Here is a 16,381-nt window from a genome sequence, read left to right as displayed (position 1 = left end):
AATTCGAGCTAGCCACGCTTTACTAAGCTTCTTGGTACTAACTCAATACCCGCTTGGTAACGTTTAGCAGACGCGTTCAAAGCAAGTGCAAAGGCGCTGTCTGCAATCACTTCGAATTGCTGTGGCAATGAATGGACTTTAAAAGGTAAGAAATCCAATAAACGGTTATCACCAAAGGTTGCCAGCTTTACTTGGCTGATCAGCTCTGGCTTTTCGACCATCACATCCAACACACCTTCTAGTAAGGTATAAGACATAGTGACAATCGCATCAGGTACTGTGCCTTTAGCAATCCACTCTTCAAAAATCTCACGCCCTGATTCTCGGTCAAAGTGCTCGCCATAACCGACAACCATCGGCTTGTTTTCGGTTAACCCTGTTTGTTGAGTATGTGCTTTATTCGCCGCTTCAAAACCCAACTGACGTTCACGTGAAATGTTCAGATCAGGCAGTGCACCAATCAAACCAACACTGTGAATACTGTCATCAAGGATTGAATGCGTCAGTTCAAACGCGGCTTCAAAGTCCTCACTGATCACGCAAGCAAAATGTTCATCGTCTAACGGACGGTCAATCGCGATTACGGGTGTGCCAGAGTTTTGCAGCTTCAAGTAAAACTCGTTAGCGTCTGGCATAGAGCTCGCCACCAGCAAAGCATCAATACGACGGCTCACCAACGCTTCCGCTACTTTGCGTTCAGTTTCGGCGTCATCATCAGAACAACCAATCAGGATTTGATAGCCCACTTTACGTGAGTTCTGCTCTATCAATTTTGCTAAACGCGCGTAACTGCTGTTTTCCAGGTCAGGAATAATCAAACCAAATGAACGGCTATTCCCAGCACGCAGCGACGAAGCAGCATGGTCTGGGCGGTAGTTATACTGGTCGACAACCGCCATTACTTTCTGCTGAGTCTTCTCACTGATTCTGTATTTCTGCGCCTTTCCATTAATCACATAGCTGGCCGTGGTTTTCGACACACCGGCTAGTTTGGCAATCTCATCTAGTGTCATATGGGTGACCTGTATTTTGTGCGTAGGATCATATAACCAATCTTCTGATCCTTGGATTAGTTGAATTATATGCTGAATCGATTCAGTATAAAAGCTGAAAGGATTCAGCAAAATCTGAAAAGTGACTTCAATCATCCTTTTGAATGGATTGAGCGTCATTTGTCGTGATTCAACTTCTCGTTATGAATGAAACGGAAATTACGACACGCAGCAAAACTATTTTGGTTAACAGAATTGGCTTTGCTGAATTTTTTTACACTGAATGCTGAACCGATTCAGCTAAGATAAAACAAAGAGTAAGCAAAGAATTGAGCTCCATGAATCTTGCTCTAGACTGAATCGTAGCGATACACAAATTCTCAAGCGATACGCTAAAGAGGCACCATGCTTAAATTATCAAAATCTGACATCACTCTTGGTCAAACGGCCGATGACAAATTCAAAGCTATCCAGAACATTGCTGGCGACCTAACCGCGAAGGGCTTAGTGGACTCTGGCTACGTTGAAGGAATGCTGAACCGTGAAAACCAGAACTCTACGTTCCTAGGCAACGGCATCGCGATTCCTCACGGCACCACTGACACGCGTAGCCTAGTAAAAGAGACAGGCGTTGCAGTACACCACTTCCCTGAAGGTATTGATTGGGCAGACGGCAACCGTGTTTACGTAGCAATTGGTATTGCAGCGAAATCTGACGAGCACTTAGGCATCCTTAAGCAACTAACTAAGGTTCTAGCGGCTGACGGTGTTGAAGAGAAATTAAAACAAGCGAAATCAGAAGACGAAATCATCGCCCTACTTAACGGCGAAGTTCAGCTTGAAGCCGACCTAGACGCTTCTTTAGTTCAGCTACTGTTCCCTGCAAGCGACATGATTCAAATGTCTGCCGTTGCGGGTGGCCTACTTAAGAACACAGGTTGCACAGACAACGCATTCGTTGCTGACCTAGTAACGAAAACACCAACTCACCTAGGCCAAGGCCTGTGGTTGTTGGGCAGCGACAAAGGTGTAACTCGCACTGGCGTATCTTTCGTTTCAACAGCGAACCATTGTGAATACGAAGGCACACCAGTTAAAGCATTGGTAGCATTCGCCGCTTGTAACAGCGCGCACCAATCTATTCTGGCAAACCTAAGCAAGATGGTTTTTGAAGGTAAACAGCAACAACTGTTAGCCGCTGACGCAGCGCAAGTGATTGGCCTTCTAAAAGGTGAAGCGGTTTCTACAGCGTCTCAAGACGACGACAACTGCGCAGTCTTCAAAATCAAAAACGCACACGGCCTACACGCTCGTCCAGGTGCAATGTTGGTTGCTGAAGCGAAGAAATTCGAATCAACAATCCGCGTTTCAAACCTAGATGGCGACGGAAAAGAAGTGAACGCGAAGAGCTTGATGAAAGTCATCGCACTTGGCGTTAAACACGGCCACCAGCTTCAGTTTGTTGCTGAAGGTGACGATGCAGCACAAGCACTTGAATCGATTGGTAAAGCTATCGCTTCAGGCCTTGGCGAAGGTTAAGGAGTCGATATGTCTGATAAACAAATCAAAGCCGTTACCGTAACGCTTAACCCTGCTCTAGACCTGACAGGCGCTATCGACGCACTAAATGTAGGTTCAGTTAGCCTAGTAAACAAAGGCTCTCTGCATGCAGCGGGCAAAGGCGTAAACGTCGCAAAAGTTCTTTCAGAGCTTGGCGCGAAAGTGACCGTAACAGGTTTCCTTGGTCGCAATAACGAAGAAGCGTTCTGCCAACTGTTTGAAGAGATGGGTGCAACTGACCGCTTCATCCGTGTTGATGGCGCAACTCGCATTAACGTGAAATTGGTAGAGAATTCAGGCCAAGTAAGCGACATCAACTTCCCAGGTGTTCCTGTTGATGCTGACGCGATTAAAGCGTTCGAAGAAACCCTATTAGAACTTGCTGAAACGCACGATTATTTCGTCATTGCAGGCAGCTTGCCACAAGGTATCTCTCCTGAGCTTTGCGCTTCTTGGGTTCAACGCTTACACGATTTAGGTAAGAAGGTGCTATTTGATAGCAGCCGTGACGCACTTAAAGCCGGTATCAATGCACAACCATGGTTAATCAAACCAAACGATGAAGAGCTGTCTCAGCTGTTCAATGCAGAGCTGACAACTCGTGACCAATGCCAACACGCGGGCCAAGCCCTAAGTGAAAAAGGCATCGAGAATATCGTGGTATCACTTGGCGCTGAAGGCGTGATGTGGCTTAACCAAGGTGAATGGTTACATGCTCAACCACCGCGCATGCAAGTAGTAAGCACGGTAGGCGCAGGTGACACATTGGTTGCTGGTCTATGTTGGGGTCAAATGCAACAGATGCCAAAACCAGAACTTATTAAATTCGCAACCGCCCTATCTGCTCTAGCAGTTTCACAGGTAGGCGTGGGCATCACCAGCCAACAAGAGCTGGATTCAGTACTACAAAATATCCAATTACAGGCGCTTAGTGCTCCAACTAGCCAGTTAGACACAAGCAAATAGGACAAAAGGTTTATTATGAATATTACCATTATCACAGCTTGCCCAAGTGGCGTAGCAAACAGCATCATCGCCGCGGGCTTGTTAGAGCAAGCGACAAAAGCACTAGGTTGGAACGCTGCTATTGAATGTCAATCAAGCGTGTTACCTGATTCAACTGTATCGCAAGACGCTATCGACAGCAGCGACGTTGTGGTTATCGCAGCCAACACCAACGTTGATAAAGCGCGCTTTGTCGGCAAGAAAGTGTACCAAGCAGCTATCTCGGAATGCACTGCGGATGCAAAAGCATTTCTAGAGAAAGCGGTAGTAGAAGCAACAGTACTAGACGCTTCTCAAGTTGAAAGCACTGTTGAAGTGACCGGTACCTCTCCAAACTCTTCTACAACAGCAAGCACAGGCAGCAAGAAGATCGTAGCGATTACGGCTTGCCCAACGGGTGTTGCACATACCTTTATGGCAGCTGAAGCGCTTGAAGCAGAAGGCAAACGCCTAGGTCACCAAATCAAAGTGGAAACTCGCGGCTCTGTAGGTGCGAAAAACCAACTGACTGACCAAGAAATCGCAGACGCTGATCTTGTTATCATCGCAGCTGACATCGACGTTCCTCTGGATCGTTTTAACGGCAAAGCGCTATACAAAACGACAACGGGTCCTGCGCTTAAGAAAACAAAGCAAGAGATGGAAAAAGCATTCGCAGAAGCTAAACCATACCAACACACTGCTTCTTCAAATTCAGCGCCTGCTGACGAGAAGAAAGGCGTGTACAAGCACCTAATGACAGGTGTTTCACACATGCTTCCTGTGGTGGTTGCGGGTGGTTTGATCATTGCACTCTCTTTCGTATTCGGTATCGAAGCGTTTAAAGAAGAAGGCACGTTAGCAGCAGCACTGATGACTATCGGTGGTGGTTCTGCATTCGCACTGATGATTCCTGTTCTTGCTGGTTTCATTGCATTCTCGATTGCTGACCGTCCAGGTCTGGCTCCAGGTCTAATCGGCGGTATGTTGGCTAGCTCAACGGGCGCAGGTTTCCTAGGTGGTATCGCAGCAGGTTTCATTGCCGGTTACGCAGCGAAATTCATTGCCGACAAGGTTCAACTTCCACAATCCATGGAAGCCCTCAAGCCTATCCTGATCATTCCGTTTATCGCGAGTTTGTTCACTGGTCTTGTGATGGTTTACATCGTAGGTGGTCCTGTTTCTGGCGTAATGAGCGCAATGACAGACTTCCTAAACAACATGGGTACGTCTAATGCGATTCTTCTAGGTGTGATTCTAGGCGCAATGATGTGTTTCGACCTTGGTGGTCCGGTAAACAAAGCCGCTTACACATTCGGTGTTGGTCTACTGGCTTCGCAAACTTACGCACCAATGGCTGCAATCATGGCAGCAGGTATGGTTCCAGCTCTAGGTATGGGCCTTGCGACTTTCCTAGTGAAAGACAAGTTTGAAGCAGGCGAGCGTGAAGCAGGTAAAGCATCATTCGTTCTTGGCCTATGTTTCATCTCTGAAGGTGCAATCCCATTCGCAGCGAAAGATCCAATGCGTGTTATCCCAGCTTGTATGGCAGGTGGCGCACTAACTGGCGCTCTATCAATGATGTTTGGTGCTCAGCTAATGGCTCCACACGGCGGTCTATTCGTACTACTGATTCCTGGTGCTATCTCTCCAGTTCTAATGTACCTATTGGCGATTGCAGCAGGTACAGCGGTAACAGGCTTTGGTTACGCGGCTCTTAAAAAGATGAGTGACTCTAAGGTAACTGCAGAGGCTTAATCCCCCTACTCTGGTTAACGGTTCAGCCCGATAACCAGAGGCTCTTGATAACCGGTTTCTTGGTAAAACGGCTCCTTAAAACAAAGGCTCCTCATTTGAGGAGCCTTTTTATTGTTCATGTATTTTCCGGTCGGAATGAGTTAAGTGCAATATTGGTATATTTGATTAGCTAGTAAGCGTTTCTTCAAAGACACCCAATTCACGACCAAGCCAGATCGCTCGTACTGTGTGATCCAAAGTTTCTTCACCGCCAGTTACAGGGTGAATAAGCACCGACATATCACCGCGTTCTTGCTCAAGCCATTCAACAATGCCCGACTCTTTGTTCGCAAAGTGAATCTCAAACATTGGCATCTTATGTGGACCAACCAAACGCTGTATTAATGGGAAAACCTCTAATACATCTTTACGTTCCGCTAAAATTTTCTGACGCAGTGTTTCTGCTTGCTCTGCAAATCGCAGAGGGAAATAGATATGACCGTGGTACATGGCACCATCCTTTAGAATTATGATGCGAACAGTTTAACCGGCTTTCTCTAGCAAGGACAGTCAACCAATGGCAGCCGAAGTATTAAACATCATGTAGAAGACTGATCTAGCTGAAATTTCTAGAGCATTCCAACAAAAACGCCACACGTAGTTTCAGTGTGGCGTTTGTTTTTAAGCTATAAAATGCTTTAGCAATAATTAGCGTTAGTAAATTGAATCAACATTCAAAGGACTGTTGTTTGGTTTCTCTAGTTTTAATTGTTCAACCGCACTAAGACCTTTAGAGCTAATTCCGCCACTATAAGACTTCGTGCCATCAGTATTAGTCATGGACGTTTCGCCCACGTTCCAAACTTCAAAGAAGTCACTTAAGTCATAGTTTGAAACATAAGAAGCGCACACCATCATTAGGTCTCCACCAGAAAGCCCAGTCTCGCTAGCACTACAATAGTTCGTATTCGAGTCGCCTTCTCTATCACCTCGAGCTTTACGGTGCATAAGTTTGAACATGTTCCAGCCTTCATCTTCACCATACACATCAGATTGGCTTGCGCCGCGTGTATACCAATCATCAATTGCAAAGTTCGATTTTGCCCAGATTTTTAGCTGACCAAACATAACTAATCGTAAACCTGCATCACCATGTGACCACGCATGTTCATTATTAAGCTCTAGCCATTTAGGTGCTTTCTTAATATCCGATTTAATACGATCCATTTCAGGGTTTGCATTGCGCCCCTCTAACTCCTGCATATACAACGCAAGAAGGTTATTGGTCACTTCTGTACTACCAGCCGCAAGGAAAGGAGCTGATGCTAAGTTGTGACCAACTTCATGCCACAACAACCAATCGTTCACAGGGTTGGTTGGAATGTATGTCCGATTTGCGTTAAAGCTTGAATTCATCACTGGGTAGCCAGAGTGAGCAGCGCCAATCGAAATCTGCACGTCATTCACAAAACGATGGCGGAACGCATTCAGTTCTGGATAAGTGAACCTACGGTGTAAACCAGTGCTTTGTTTCTCATCACGCCCGTAGAAGTCACTTGCCGCTTCAGCGAATCGATTCATATCTGTTGCGAATTGGTTCAAATCAGCGGATTCTAGATTCCTGATTGGTGTAGTGTAAATAAATGAACCCGTATCGATTTCTGCAATTGGTGCGTCTGCCGATTGAATAGTGTTAATCCACTGTCCCTCTTTCCACCAAGCCGCTTTTAACGCGCCATCAATGCTAAACGAGACTTCACCAAGCTCTTTTACTTTCGGTTGAATGTAAATAAGGCCACCATATGGAACCTTGAAAGTTAAGCTCGAACCATTGTAGTCAAAGCTGGTTTGCATACGTGGAGGGCGTTTCAAACTCGTTTCGTGATTCGGCTTACCTGTAAGATCATCCGCGATCATCACAGTAATCGTAGCTGCCACGCCATCTTGAATAGTTACTTCTTGTAATTGAGGTGCCCACAGACCTGTCGATTGATTGTTTCCTGCCGAATACGTCACCGCTTTACCGTTGGTCTGAACCATTACCGTACTTGACGAAGATGCCCCCGAAGTTCGACCCGGATACATTGTGGTATCAACAACGATTTCATGATCCCAGAATGAGCGCCCCAACATAATACGAGTCAGAGGTTTCTCCATGTAATTTAATGGATAGCTAGGATTCAACTGCCCAGATAACTCACCTTCGCCATGAATCATTCCATTAGCGACTAACGACGCTTTTAGGTCAACAGGACACTGTGCATCCATTGTGTCTGTTTGATGTAAGTCTTCGGTATAACAGTTAAGGAACTGAACAGCCTGCTTGAACCCCAACTCATCTTGTATTTCTGTTTCAAAATGGTATGCGTTGTCATTCCACATCCAAACAGACAGGTTATCAAACGCTTGATTCAATTCGCTGTTAGACAGACGCTTACCTTGAGTACCTTTTGTTCTATAGTAAATTTCATGCTCATAAAGCGCCGTAAAGTTAGTGCCCAAGTTCGCCGCTTTAACCATGCTACCAACAACAGCTTCACTTACTTCATAGCGATCAAAGTCTGCGCGATGATAAGCACCACGAACAGTAACACCGTCTCCAGAACGAGTCTCAATACAGTTAAATTCATATTCATAATCGTTTGTACAAAGATCAGTTCCAACAAAAGCAGATTGCAGTTCTTTGATCGCCGCTTCACGCTCTTCTGCCGATTCAACAAAGATACGTGCGGATTTTTTCTCCATTACTGTTACACCAGACGCATCAAGCACTGGCTTCCCTTCAGCGTCTAACTTAGTAACCTCATAAGTCGGGATCTCAAACTTAATCTTGGACTCATCTTTGATCCACTCAACCGTACCATCTTGATTTACCGTGAATGGAGGCTCTCCTTGGTTATCTTGAAAACGCTCAAGAACCACCATTTCCTTTTGACTCTTCACGTGAAGATTAGGATAAGGTGCTTGGCAGTAATAAGAGCTACCGCAGAAAGCTTGGTTTGTCGGGGTAACGTTTTCACCACCAAGAGATACACCTACGGCATCTGCCAAGCGTCCAACAGGTTCAGGATTAGTCGTTTGAATCGCATCCATAAACAAGATATTGCCACCGTCATTAACATAGTTAATAAGAGCCGTAATATCGTCTTGGTTTAAGTTCGGGTTATCCAAGTCAGCAACAAACTGGTTAGTCATGCCATCTTGAACCAACTTAGGTGGGTATGCCTGAAGGATCAAAATCGGCGTATTACTCGCATCCAAATCATCAAAGTCACCTGAACCACGCTTTTCTACTGACGCAAAACCATACTGAGGACTAACAAAAAACGTGTACTGCTTACCCATTGTGGAGTGGTGATAAGCCGAATAGGCTTGGTCAATATTGGTCACTGCATTCATCCCAGCAATAGGCAAACCATTATTGAACCACTCAAACAAGTTCGAGAAAAACAACCTCATGCTGCCTTGGTCATCATGTAGTAGGTTTTCAAACTTCGAAACAGTGCACTGTTGTTTGTTGCTGTCGATATGTAATGTGCGATTAGCCCAATAATTCTCTGGGCATGACAGAATACTTGGATATAAGCCATTGCCCATGAACACGACCTTACCTTTGCCTATCTCGCCTGCAGTAACGAATGGGAAACCATAAGTCGCGTTGTCTTCAGAGACTAAAGGAATCGGAGGCATCGAGATACTTGGGTGTTGTGCGATGTAAGGTTTGCCTTCACGGGTCCAAGCCTGCTTCTCACCAAAATAAAGCTGACGGTTTTTATCAGTTCTTGGCATCATCACAGGGAATGCTCTGTTCGATATGTTCAGAGCTCGCATACCACGGGTATACCCCGTCGCACCGTAAAAACTACCATTGTCATTGAAAACATGGAATGTGGTGACGTTGTGGAAGATTTGCTGCAGAGACTCCGTAACATACTGACCAGAATCCATAGATAAAACGGCAGGTTGACGAACATAATCCATAAACTGAGGCGTTTGGCGCAGCTGCTCATCGATTACTGCCGTTAACCCTTGGCTAAACTGACCAACAAACTCATTAGGAAGTTCAAAGTCTGTACCCTCTATTAATCCCCCATTTGGCAGAGTTAGGTTGATCAGTTCATTTATAACGTTAGGGTACTTTGAAAAGGTACCTTGGACTTCTTCAGATATCTCATAATGACTTACATGATCAAGCGCGTAGCGCTCTAGTAATGACTGGATATTCGCTTTCTCAACCACATTATTGGTCACATCAGACAATTTATAAGCAATCTGATTACCCGTAATGGAGCCAAACTCAAACGTATCAATACCAAAAACGATTCTGTCGCCCCACAGGTACTCAAAGATTCCCTCTTCATCCGTCACGCCCGTCGCGTTAGCCGAAAAGAAACTGATCCCAGAAATCGCTTTACCATTAGCGTCTGTAAGCTTACTGCGAGTTAACACCTTACCTTCAACACTTGGCTTATAAGCATAGGTAGACTCTGCGTCTGCAGAAACAAAACCAGCGTTAAGGTTATTGTCCGCATTAGGGTCAACCGCAGGAACAACTGTTGTGTCTACGTGTGAACTAGGAGCCTTACCTACTTCATCTGTAGACTCTTCTTCTTTCGATGAAAAGTACGCATCGACAGCATCTTGATCATCAAGCTGCGAGAACACATCCTCAATATCAAAAGCATCCAGCTCTTTTAGACAGATAGCACTTTCAGTCTCACAAACATCAATTGATTCGAGTACCTTGGTAACGTTGTCTCCATGTAATTCTGTCAACTCAAATGCCGCATGAAGCGCATCATTTGAAATCGTGCTTTCTGTGACTTCGGGGAAAGGAGCCGTGAAATCACCTAAAGTAAGGTGACCCAAGGTACAACTAAAACTCACGCCTTGTTTTACACTGAACGTTCCGTTTTCAAGATGAATGCCGTCACAGTACACATCTCCAGAAACAAACGCCCCGCTCGACAACAGTGAACCGATGTAAGTTGTTGGGGGAATAATATCTGTTGGTGGAATAATATCAGTCGGCGGAAGAATATCCGTTGGTGGAACAATATCTGTCGGAGGAAGAATGTCCGTTGGTGGTACAATATCTGTTGGAGGAGCCGTATCAGGGCCACCACTATAGCTTAGTGAGTCGTGATTACACCCTAAAAGAGCCGTGGATATGATAGCCAACGCAATTAAGTTTTTTTTCATTGAGCGAAGTTAGTCGTAATTTAAAGTGGACCGTTATCTTATAGATTTACTCCACCTCGATGACTATTGTTTTTTGTCTTAACCACAAAGACCATTACTCATAAGCGATTGAATAAGAAAAAAAATGATAATTGAGACTCTCATTCCAATTACAAAACCTCTCCCTACCTTAAAACGGAAAAACGCCATATCTCGATTGAGATATGGCGTTTCAATTAGCCATTAACATTAAGACCGATAGGGTATATCTGCCAAAAACACGTTCAAAAAAGAACTAAGGCTTAAGCTTTAAAACTCGGTCAATGTCTTCTGCAGAATGGCGCTCTGGTACTTGCTCCCACTCTTCGCCAAATGAACGATTAACCACTCGGCCGCGTTGGAAACCTTCACGCGCTTCTAGCTGCTTCGCCCAGCGCACAACGTTGGTGTAAAACTCAACTTGTAGAAATTCGGCTGCGTCGTAAATTTTGCCAAGTACTAAGTTACCGTACCAAGGCCAAATCGCGATATCTGCAATAGACAGCTCTTCACCCGCAACGAAAGTGCTGTTAGCAAGTTGCTTGTCTAACACATCTAGTTGACGCTTAGCTTCCATTGCGAAGCGGTTAATTGGGTACTCTTGCTTTTCATCCGCGTAAGCGTAGAAGTGGCCGAAACCACCGCCTAGGAATGGTGCCGAGCCTTGTGCCCAGAACAACCAGTTAATGGTTTGCGTTCTTGCTGCCCCTTTTTTTGGTAAGAAGTGACCAAATTTTTCTGCTAGATGCATCAAGATAGATGCCGATTCGAATACATTCACGTCTTCGTCACCAGACTTGTCGACAAGTGCTGGTATTTTGGAGTTTGGATTCACGCCAACAAAGCCAGAAGAGAACTGATCAGCCTCACCAATGTTGATCAAGTACGCATCATATTCAGCTTCTTTAACACCCGCCGCTAACAACTCTTCCAGCAAGATAGTGACTTTTTGACCGTTAGGTGTGCCAAGAGAATACAATTGAAAAGCATGGTCACCAACAGGAAGCTCTTTATCAAAGCGAGCTCCAGATTCAGGACTATTGATGTTTGCCCACTTGTTACCACCAGCAGTATCGTTAACCCAAACTTTTGGCGGAGTGTATTGTTCTGACATGATATTTCCTTATTAATATAGGGTCTCACAAACTGATATTAGGTCACATGCCTGCGGTTAAAACCCCTGAATACGATTTATTTTCAAACTGTTAAGCATGGCTTATTCCAGAAAGACATAACCCGCTTAAGCGTTAGTGTGTAGAAGGTAAGTCTGTATTCAAACTTCAATCTAATATCGATAAGTCCACTGCATCATTTAGCAATGATTTTACGAACGACATACCGACAGCTTCAAGAAAGCTGTGATAAAATCGGGGTATTACAATTGATAAGGATTTGGCAATGTCTTCTGATTTCACAGGTTCGAGTGCAGCGTATGCTCGCCAAGAGAAAGGCTACCGCGAAAAAGCACTAAAACTGTACCCTTGGGTTTGTGGTAAATGTGCGCGCGAATTTGTTTACTCAAACCTCCGAGAGCTTACCGTTCACCACGTGGATCACGACCATACAAACAACCCTGAAGATGGCAGCAACTGGGAGCTACTGTGCCTGTACTGTCACGATCATGAGCATTCAAAATACACTGACCATGAGCGTTATGGTGTGGATGCAAAAGCGAGTTTAGATGATCATCAGTCAGCGACACACAACCCGTTCGCCGATCTCGCTAAGATGATGAAGAAATAACACACCTTCAGAGTAGTCTTTGGTAGATGGTAACTGCTAGATAATAGATACATAACAAGTAACCCCAGTATGTCACCATACTGGGGTTTCTTTTATCTGCCGTCATAACCAAATAATAGAGTTCAGGTAGGCAGGATCAAAAAAGCCTTCCGAAGAAGGCTTTTTAAGAATCAAATCGAATTATGCTGCCGCTTGCTTGCGAGACTCTTCTACCTTCTTAGCGCGTTGTTTTAGCGTCAATTTATCGCGGTATGCAAACCAAACGTAAGACACAACCACTAAGAAGAACAGGTATGACAATGAGAAAATGAACGGCGATTGAATGATATCGTTCGAGATACCCCAAGAAACACCGATAACAGTCACTGCAATTTTCGCAAAAAAGCCACACATCAATAGCACTAATGCCAACTGTGGGAAACGCGTACTGCGGAATGCAAGCCAGTAGCAACTACCAACTGCTAGAGCCGCAACATAGAAGCCGAATAGGAAAGAGTGAATATGGTCAGCTGCCGCTACACCACCAGAAATTGACATCAATAAAATTAAAAACAGTTTCATAATACTCGCCTCACCATAAGTTGGAAACGCATCCTTTCAAATTTGGAATCTCAGTTTGCATACTATTTTCCCACTTTTTACGGACAACACAACCCCTCCAATCGAACAAAATGTAAGCAAAAGTACTAACAAAAATCACCCTTAACAATTGCTTAACATTCTGTTTTTAATAAAACTCCGTTACTCCTTGTCTCATATGAACAAAGCGCTGTTACGATTTATTTTGTTACACAAATTTAACCTTGGAAATTAATTAAAATTATTTGTAACTCTGTGATATCCGCACTCAATACGCGTCTATTCAAAAACCATCACCTCAAAATCCCTGAAATAATAAGAAGACAGAGCGAAAAAGAACAAAATAGAGAGGTGTTAAAAACATTTCAAAAACCAATGAAAAACAACTCATTAACAAATTGAATTTAATTTACCAAAAATGGAAAAAGAGATTCCAATCACATTTTAATTGGTTATAATCCGCGCTCTTTTGCGCTATCTGTTGATAAACGCAAACTAATTTTGAAGAAACAATCACAATAACCCGTCTTTAGTTAAGTGGCTCTCCACTAACCGATGACAAAACTGAGAATAAAAATGAGCAAGATTGATAAAGCAACACGTATCCTGCTAGCAGGCTTCTGTATCAACCTTTGTCTTGGCATCCTGTATGCTTGGAGTGTATTTAACAAAGCGCTAGTAACTGAAGCTGGTTGGAGTGCTGCTGAAGCATCTTCACCTTACGCTATTGCAACTATCACATTCTCTGTTTGTCTTCTTGTTGCGGGCATCCTACAAGACCGTATGGGTCCACGTAAGATCCTTATCCTAGGTACAGCGCTTACAGGCCTAGGTATGATTGCTTCTGGTTTCGCTACAACGCCTATGATGCTGAACATCACGTTCGGTATTATAACAGGTGCAGGTATCGGCTTCGGTTACGCATGTCTGTCTCCATCAGCAATGAAGTGGTTCCACTCTTCTAAGAAAGGTATGGTTAACGGTCTTATCGCAGCAGGCTTCGGTCTTGCGGCTATTTACCTAGCACCAGTAACTTCTGCGCTAATCGACAGCATGGGTATCCAAACTAGCTTTATGATTCTTGGTGTTGGTGTACTTGCAATCGCAGTACCTCTAGCAGCAACAATCAACAACCCACCAGCGGATTACACGCCAGCTGAGCCTAAAGTAAAAGCAGGCCAAGCTCCTAAAGCGGTTAAGAAGACTGAAGACCTAACTTGGAAAGTAATGCTGAAGACTCCTCAGTTCTACTCTCTATGGATCATGTACGCATTCGCTGCATCTGTTGGTCTAATGATCATCGGTAACATCACTACAATTGCTAGCGTTCAAGCTAACCTGCCAAACGCAGTTTACCTAGCGTCTATCCTTGCAGTATTCAACTCAGGCGGCCGTGTTGCTGCGGGTATGCTTGCAGATAAAATCGGTGGCGTACGTACTCTACTTCTAGCGTTCATCCTTCAAGGCGCGAACATGGCTCTATTCGCTACGTTCAACTCTGAATTCACGCTAATCATTGGTACGGCTATCGCAGCGGTTGGTTACGGTACGCTTCTAGCAGTATTCCCAACACTAACTGCTGAGTTCTACGGCCTGAAAAACTACGGTACTAACTACGGCGTGCTTTACACGGCATGGGGTATCGGCGGCGCTATCGGTGCAGCAGTTGTTGGCTTCTCAATGTCAAACGGCGAAGGTTACGGCCTAGCTTACACAATCTCTGCAGTTATGATGGCAGTGTGTATTGTTCTAGCAATCATCACTAAACCAATCTCTGAAGCTAAAGTTGCTGAACTAAAAGCATCACAAGCTTAATCAACAGAAAAGATTGAATTTGTTACTGAAGAGCTTAACCTTAGGGTTAGGCTCTTTTTGTATCAAGCGACTTCTCAATTGACGACCGAAACCACTCTTCAGCTCTCCCCCACTTATTATCTCGACAACTTCAATCGACTGGTTGAACACGCTCAAACGCTCTACCCCGATCTTCTGAGTGATGATGAATGTCGTTGGTTGTCCGCATACAAACGTCTTTCTGTTTCAAGCCAATGCCTAATGGTTCGTTTGCTTTCTCGTAAAGGCCGTTGGTTTCGCAGCGATAAACTCAACTATGTTGAGATCCCAGATCTAAAGACCGTACTGCAAGAGCTAAACAGCTCAGGCTTCATTGGGTTGAGTCATCCCGAAGAACAGCATGACCTCGCCATTAGTGAGGTCGAGCTCGGGTTTCACTTGCTCACCAAACCAGAGCTGTTGAGTGTATTCCCCGCCCTTAAGAGCCATAGAAATGCCAAGAAAGACGAGCTGTTGTTACGGCTTGATCAGCAACCTTTTGACCAATTTCAAAACCTCTCTTTCGACTGTATTTACGTCATCGAATCTCAAGTGATTGATGTATTACTGTTGCTGTTCTTTGCCAACACCTATCAAGACTTAAGTCAGTTCGTGTTAAGCGACCTTGGGCTAAACACCTTTGAGAACTACCCATTAAGCAAGCAACACCGCTTCTTCACCTCTAGGGATCAGCTCAATCAATTAATCCAGATGCGCGATATTCAACGCTTGTATTCAGAAGGTGACCGCAAAGATGGCGCGTTTCTGGAACTGCTTTTAAATGCGATTCCTGAAGAATCAGAACACAGAAGTATTGCCAGAAAACGATCGCGTTTGATCAATGATATTGCTCGCGATCTTGAAAGGCTTAATCTAAACGACCAAGCTATCTTTTGGTTCAGACAATCTACACTTCCTCCGAGCAGAGAACGACTTGCACGCATCTATGATAAGCAAGGTACGCTAGACTTAATGTGTGACATTGTCACGCAAATGAAAGCTACTCCATCGGATGTGTCAGAGTTGGAAATCGCTATTAAGCTTGAAGACCGGCTGCTACGGAAACAGGGGCACAAAGTTTCACGAACCATAAAGCCGAGCTGCAAAGAGTTAAAACTGGAATTAGACCTCAGCCAAACTCGAGTCGAGCTTGCGGTAAAGCAGCATTTTGAGAACCAAGGTTGGGACGTCTACTTTTCAGAAAACAGTTTTCTGTGTGGCTTGTTTGGTTTGGCTTTCTGGGATGTCATTTTCGCAGACGTTGAAGGCGCCTTTATCAATCGTTACCAACATCGACCATTGGATCTGTACCATTCAGATTTCGTAGACAAGCGAGCCGAACAGATTGAAGCCGTGTTTCAGACGATATCCAAACATGGGCTGAACCATTTTCTTGATACTTACGATGAAAAGCAAGGTATCGCGAACCCCTTTGTTCATTGGAATTATTTTCCTAAGGCACTCATCGAACACGGCATGGCTTCAATTCCAAATGCCTTGGTTGTAGACCTCTTCAAAGTGATATTGAGTGACTTAAAGCTATTTAGAACTGGGATGCCGGATTTGATTGCGTTCAAGGGCGATGAGTTTCATTGGATTGAAGTCAAAGGCCCTGGCGATAAACTTCAAGACAACCAGTGGCGCTGGATCAAAGAGTTTGAGCGATTGTCTGCCCCCTTCTCTGTTTGTTACGTCAATCAATGAGTCTTAGCTCTTAACTCTTAACTCTTAAC

General features: G+C 44.5%; 11 protein-coding genes. 6 read left to right on the top strand and 5 right to left on the bottom strand.

Features of this window, described 5'->3' with window-relative positions; translation table 11 throughout:
- Positions 1-8 precede the first annotated feature (8 nt).
- Positions 9-1,013: a catabolite repressor/activator gene (gene cra, locus AB4517_RS16260; RefSeq protein WP_372148763.1), complete on the bottom strand. Its 1,005-nt coding sequence runs from the start codon at positions 1,011-1,013 to the stop codon at positions 9-11.
- 384 nt (positions 1,014-1,397) lie between these two features.
- Here cra and fruB point away from each other — a divergent pair, with 384 nt between their 5' ends.
- Genes fruB through fruA form a run of 3 tightly spaced genes read left to right on the top strand, consistent with a single transcriptional unit; the run spans position 1,398 to position 5,294 of the window.
- Entirely contained in the window at positions 1,398-2,531 is a 1,134-nt protein-coding gene (fruB, locus tag AB4517_RS16255; RefSeq protein ID WP_372148760.1) for a fused PTS fructose transporter subunit IIA/HPr protein, read from the top strand.
- 9 nt (positions 2,532-2,540) lie between these two features.
- The gene (pfkB, locus tag AB4517_RS16250) at positions 2,541-3,518 is read left to right on the top strand and encodes a 1-phosphofructokinase (protein ID WP_017060871.1); all 978 of its coding nucleotides are present in this window, start codon (positions 2,541-2,543) and stop codon (positions 3,516-3,518) included.
- A gap of 15 nt (positions 3,519-3,533) precedes the next feature.
- Positions 3,534-5,294, top strand: a complete 1,761-nt coding sequence (gene fruA, locus AB4517_RS16245; RefSeq protein WP_372148757.1) for a PTS fructose transporter subunit IIBC — start codon at positions 3,534-3,536, stop codon at positions 5,292-5,294.
- A 165-nt stretch (positions 5,295-5,459) separates the two neighbouring features.
- On the opposite strand, the gene AB4517_RS16240 is transcribed toward fruA, so the two are convergent.
- The 3 genes from AB4517_RS16240 to yghU form a co-directional block, all read right to left on the bottom strand.
- On the bottom strand, positions 5,460-5,783 hold the full coding sequence (locus AB4517_RS16240) for a DOPA 4,5-dioxygenase family protein (RefSeq protein WP_017060873.1): 324 nt from the start codon (positions 5,781-5,783) through the stop codon (positions 5,460-5,462).
- 204 nt (positions 5,784-5,987) lie between these two features.
- Positions 5,988-10,475 carry an SslE/AcfD family lipoprotein zinc metalloprotease gene (locus AB4517_RS16235; protein WP_372148754.1) on the bottom strand — a complete coding sequence of 1,496 codons (4,488 nt, stop codon included), beginning with the start codon at positions 10,473-10,475 and terminating at the stop codon, positions 5,988-5,990.
- A 274-nt stretch (positions 10,476-10,749) separates the two neighbouring features.
- Positions 10,750-11,607: a glutathione-dependent disulfide-bond oxidoreductase gene (yghU, locus tag AB4517_RS16230; protein ID WP_372148752.1), complete on the bottom strand. Its 858-nt coding sequence runs from the start codon at positions 11,605-11,607 to the stop codon at positions 10,750-10,752.
- Between the two features lie 284 nt (positions 11,608-11,891).
- On the opposite strand from yghU, the gene AB4517_RS16225 reads away from it, so the two are divergent.
- A complete protein-coding gene (locus AB4517_RS16225) occupies positions 11,892-12,236 on the top strand; it encodes a YajD family HNH nuclease (RefSeq protein ID WP_017060876.1) in 345 nt (114 codons plus the stop codon).
- A 180-nt stretch (positions 12,237-12,416) separates the two neighbouring features.
- On the opposite strand, the gene AB4517_RS16220 is transcribed toward AB4517_RS16225, so the two are convergent.
- A complete protein-coding gene (locus AB4517_RS16220; RefSeq protein WP_017064770.1) occupies positions 12,417-12,797 on the bottom strand; it encodes a hypothetical protein in 381 nt (126 codons plus the stop codon).
- Positions 12,798-13,391: 594 nt separating this feature from the next.
- Here AB4517_RS16220 and AB4517_RS16215 point away from each other — a divergent pair.
- Together AB4517_RS16215 and AB4517_RS16210 are read left to right on the top strand one after the other, a co-directional pair.
- Positions 13,392-14,630, top strand: a complete 1,239-nt coding sequence (locus AB4517_RS16215; protein WP_017067032.1) for an OFA family MFS transporter — start codon at positions 13,392-13,394, stop codon at positions 14,628-14,630.
- A 57-nt stretch (positions 14,631-14,687) separates the two neighbouring features.
- Positions 14,688-16,352 carry a VRR-NUC domain-containing protein gene (locus AB4517_RS16210; protein ID WP_372148749.1) on the top strand — a complete coding sequence of 555 codons (1,665 nt, stop codon included), beginning with the start codon at positions 14,688-14,690 and terminating at the stop codon, positions 16,350-16,352.
- Positions 16,353-16,381 lie beyond the last annotated feature (29 nt).

The organism is Vibrio sp. 10N.222.52.C3 (assembly GCF_041474195.1).
Taxonomy (GTDB): Bacteria; Pseudomonadota; Gammaproteobacteria; order Enterobacterales; family Vibrionaceae; genus Vibrio; species Vibrio crassostreae_C.
Note: the sequence above shows the minus strand (reverse complement) of the source record. Positions and strands in the feature narration are given on the sequence as shown.

Bases quoted from the DNA above. Each gene is read 5' to 3' on its own strand.
- AB4517_RS16215 (WP_017067032.1), top strand. From the start codon at position 13,392: ATGAGCAAGATTGATAAAGCAACACGTATCCTGCTAGCAGGCTTCTGT.
- cra (WP_372148763.1), bottom strand. From the start codon at position 1,013: ATGACACTAGATGAGATTGCCAAACTAGCCGGTGTGTCGAAAACCACG.
- AB4517_RS16220 (WP_017064770.1), bottom strand. From the start codon at position 12,797: ATGAAACTGTTTTTAATTTTATTGATGTCAATTTCTGGTGGTGTAGCG.
- AB4517_RS16235 (WP_372148754.1), bottom strand. From the start codon at position 10,475: ATGAAAAAAAACTTAATTGCGTTGGCTATCATATCCACGGCTCTTTTA.
- fruB (WP_372148760.1), top strand. From the start codon at position 1,398: ATGCTTAAATTATCAAAATCTGACATCACTCTTGGTCAAACGGCCGAT.
- pfkB (WP_017060871.1), top strand. From the start codon at position 2,541: ATGTCTGATAAACAAATCAAAGCCGTTACCGTAACGCTTAACCCTGCT.
- fruA (WP_372148757.1), top strand. From the start codon at position 3,534: ATGAATATTACCATTATCACAGCTTGCCCAAGTGGCGTAGCAAACAGC.
- AB4517_RS16240 (WP_017060873.1), bottom strand. From the start codon at position 5,783: ATGTACCACGGTCATATCTATTTCCCTCTGCGATTTGCAGAGCAAGCA.
- yghU (WP_372148752.1), bottom strand. From the start codon at position 11,607: ATGTCAGAACAATACACTCCGCCAAAAGTTTGGGTTAACGATACTGCT.
- AB4517_RS16225 (WP_017060876.1), top strand. From the start codon at position 11,892: ATGTCTTCTGATTTCACAGGTTCGAGTGCAGCGTATGCTCGCCAAGAG.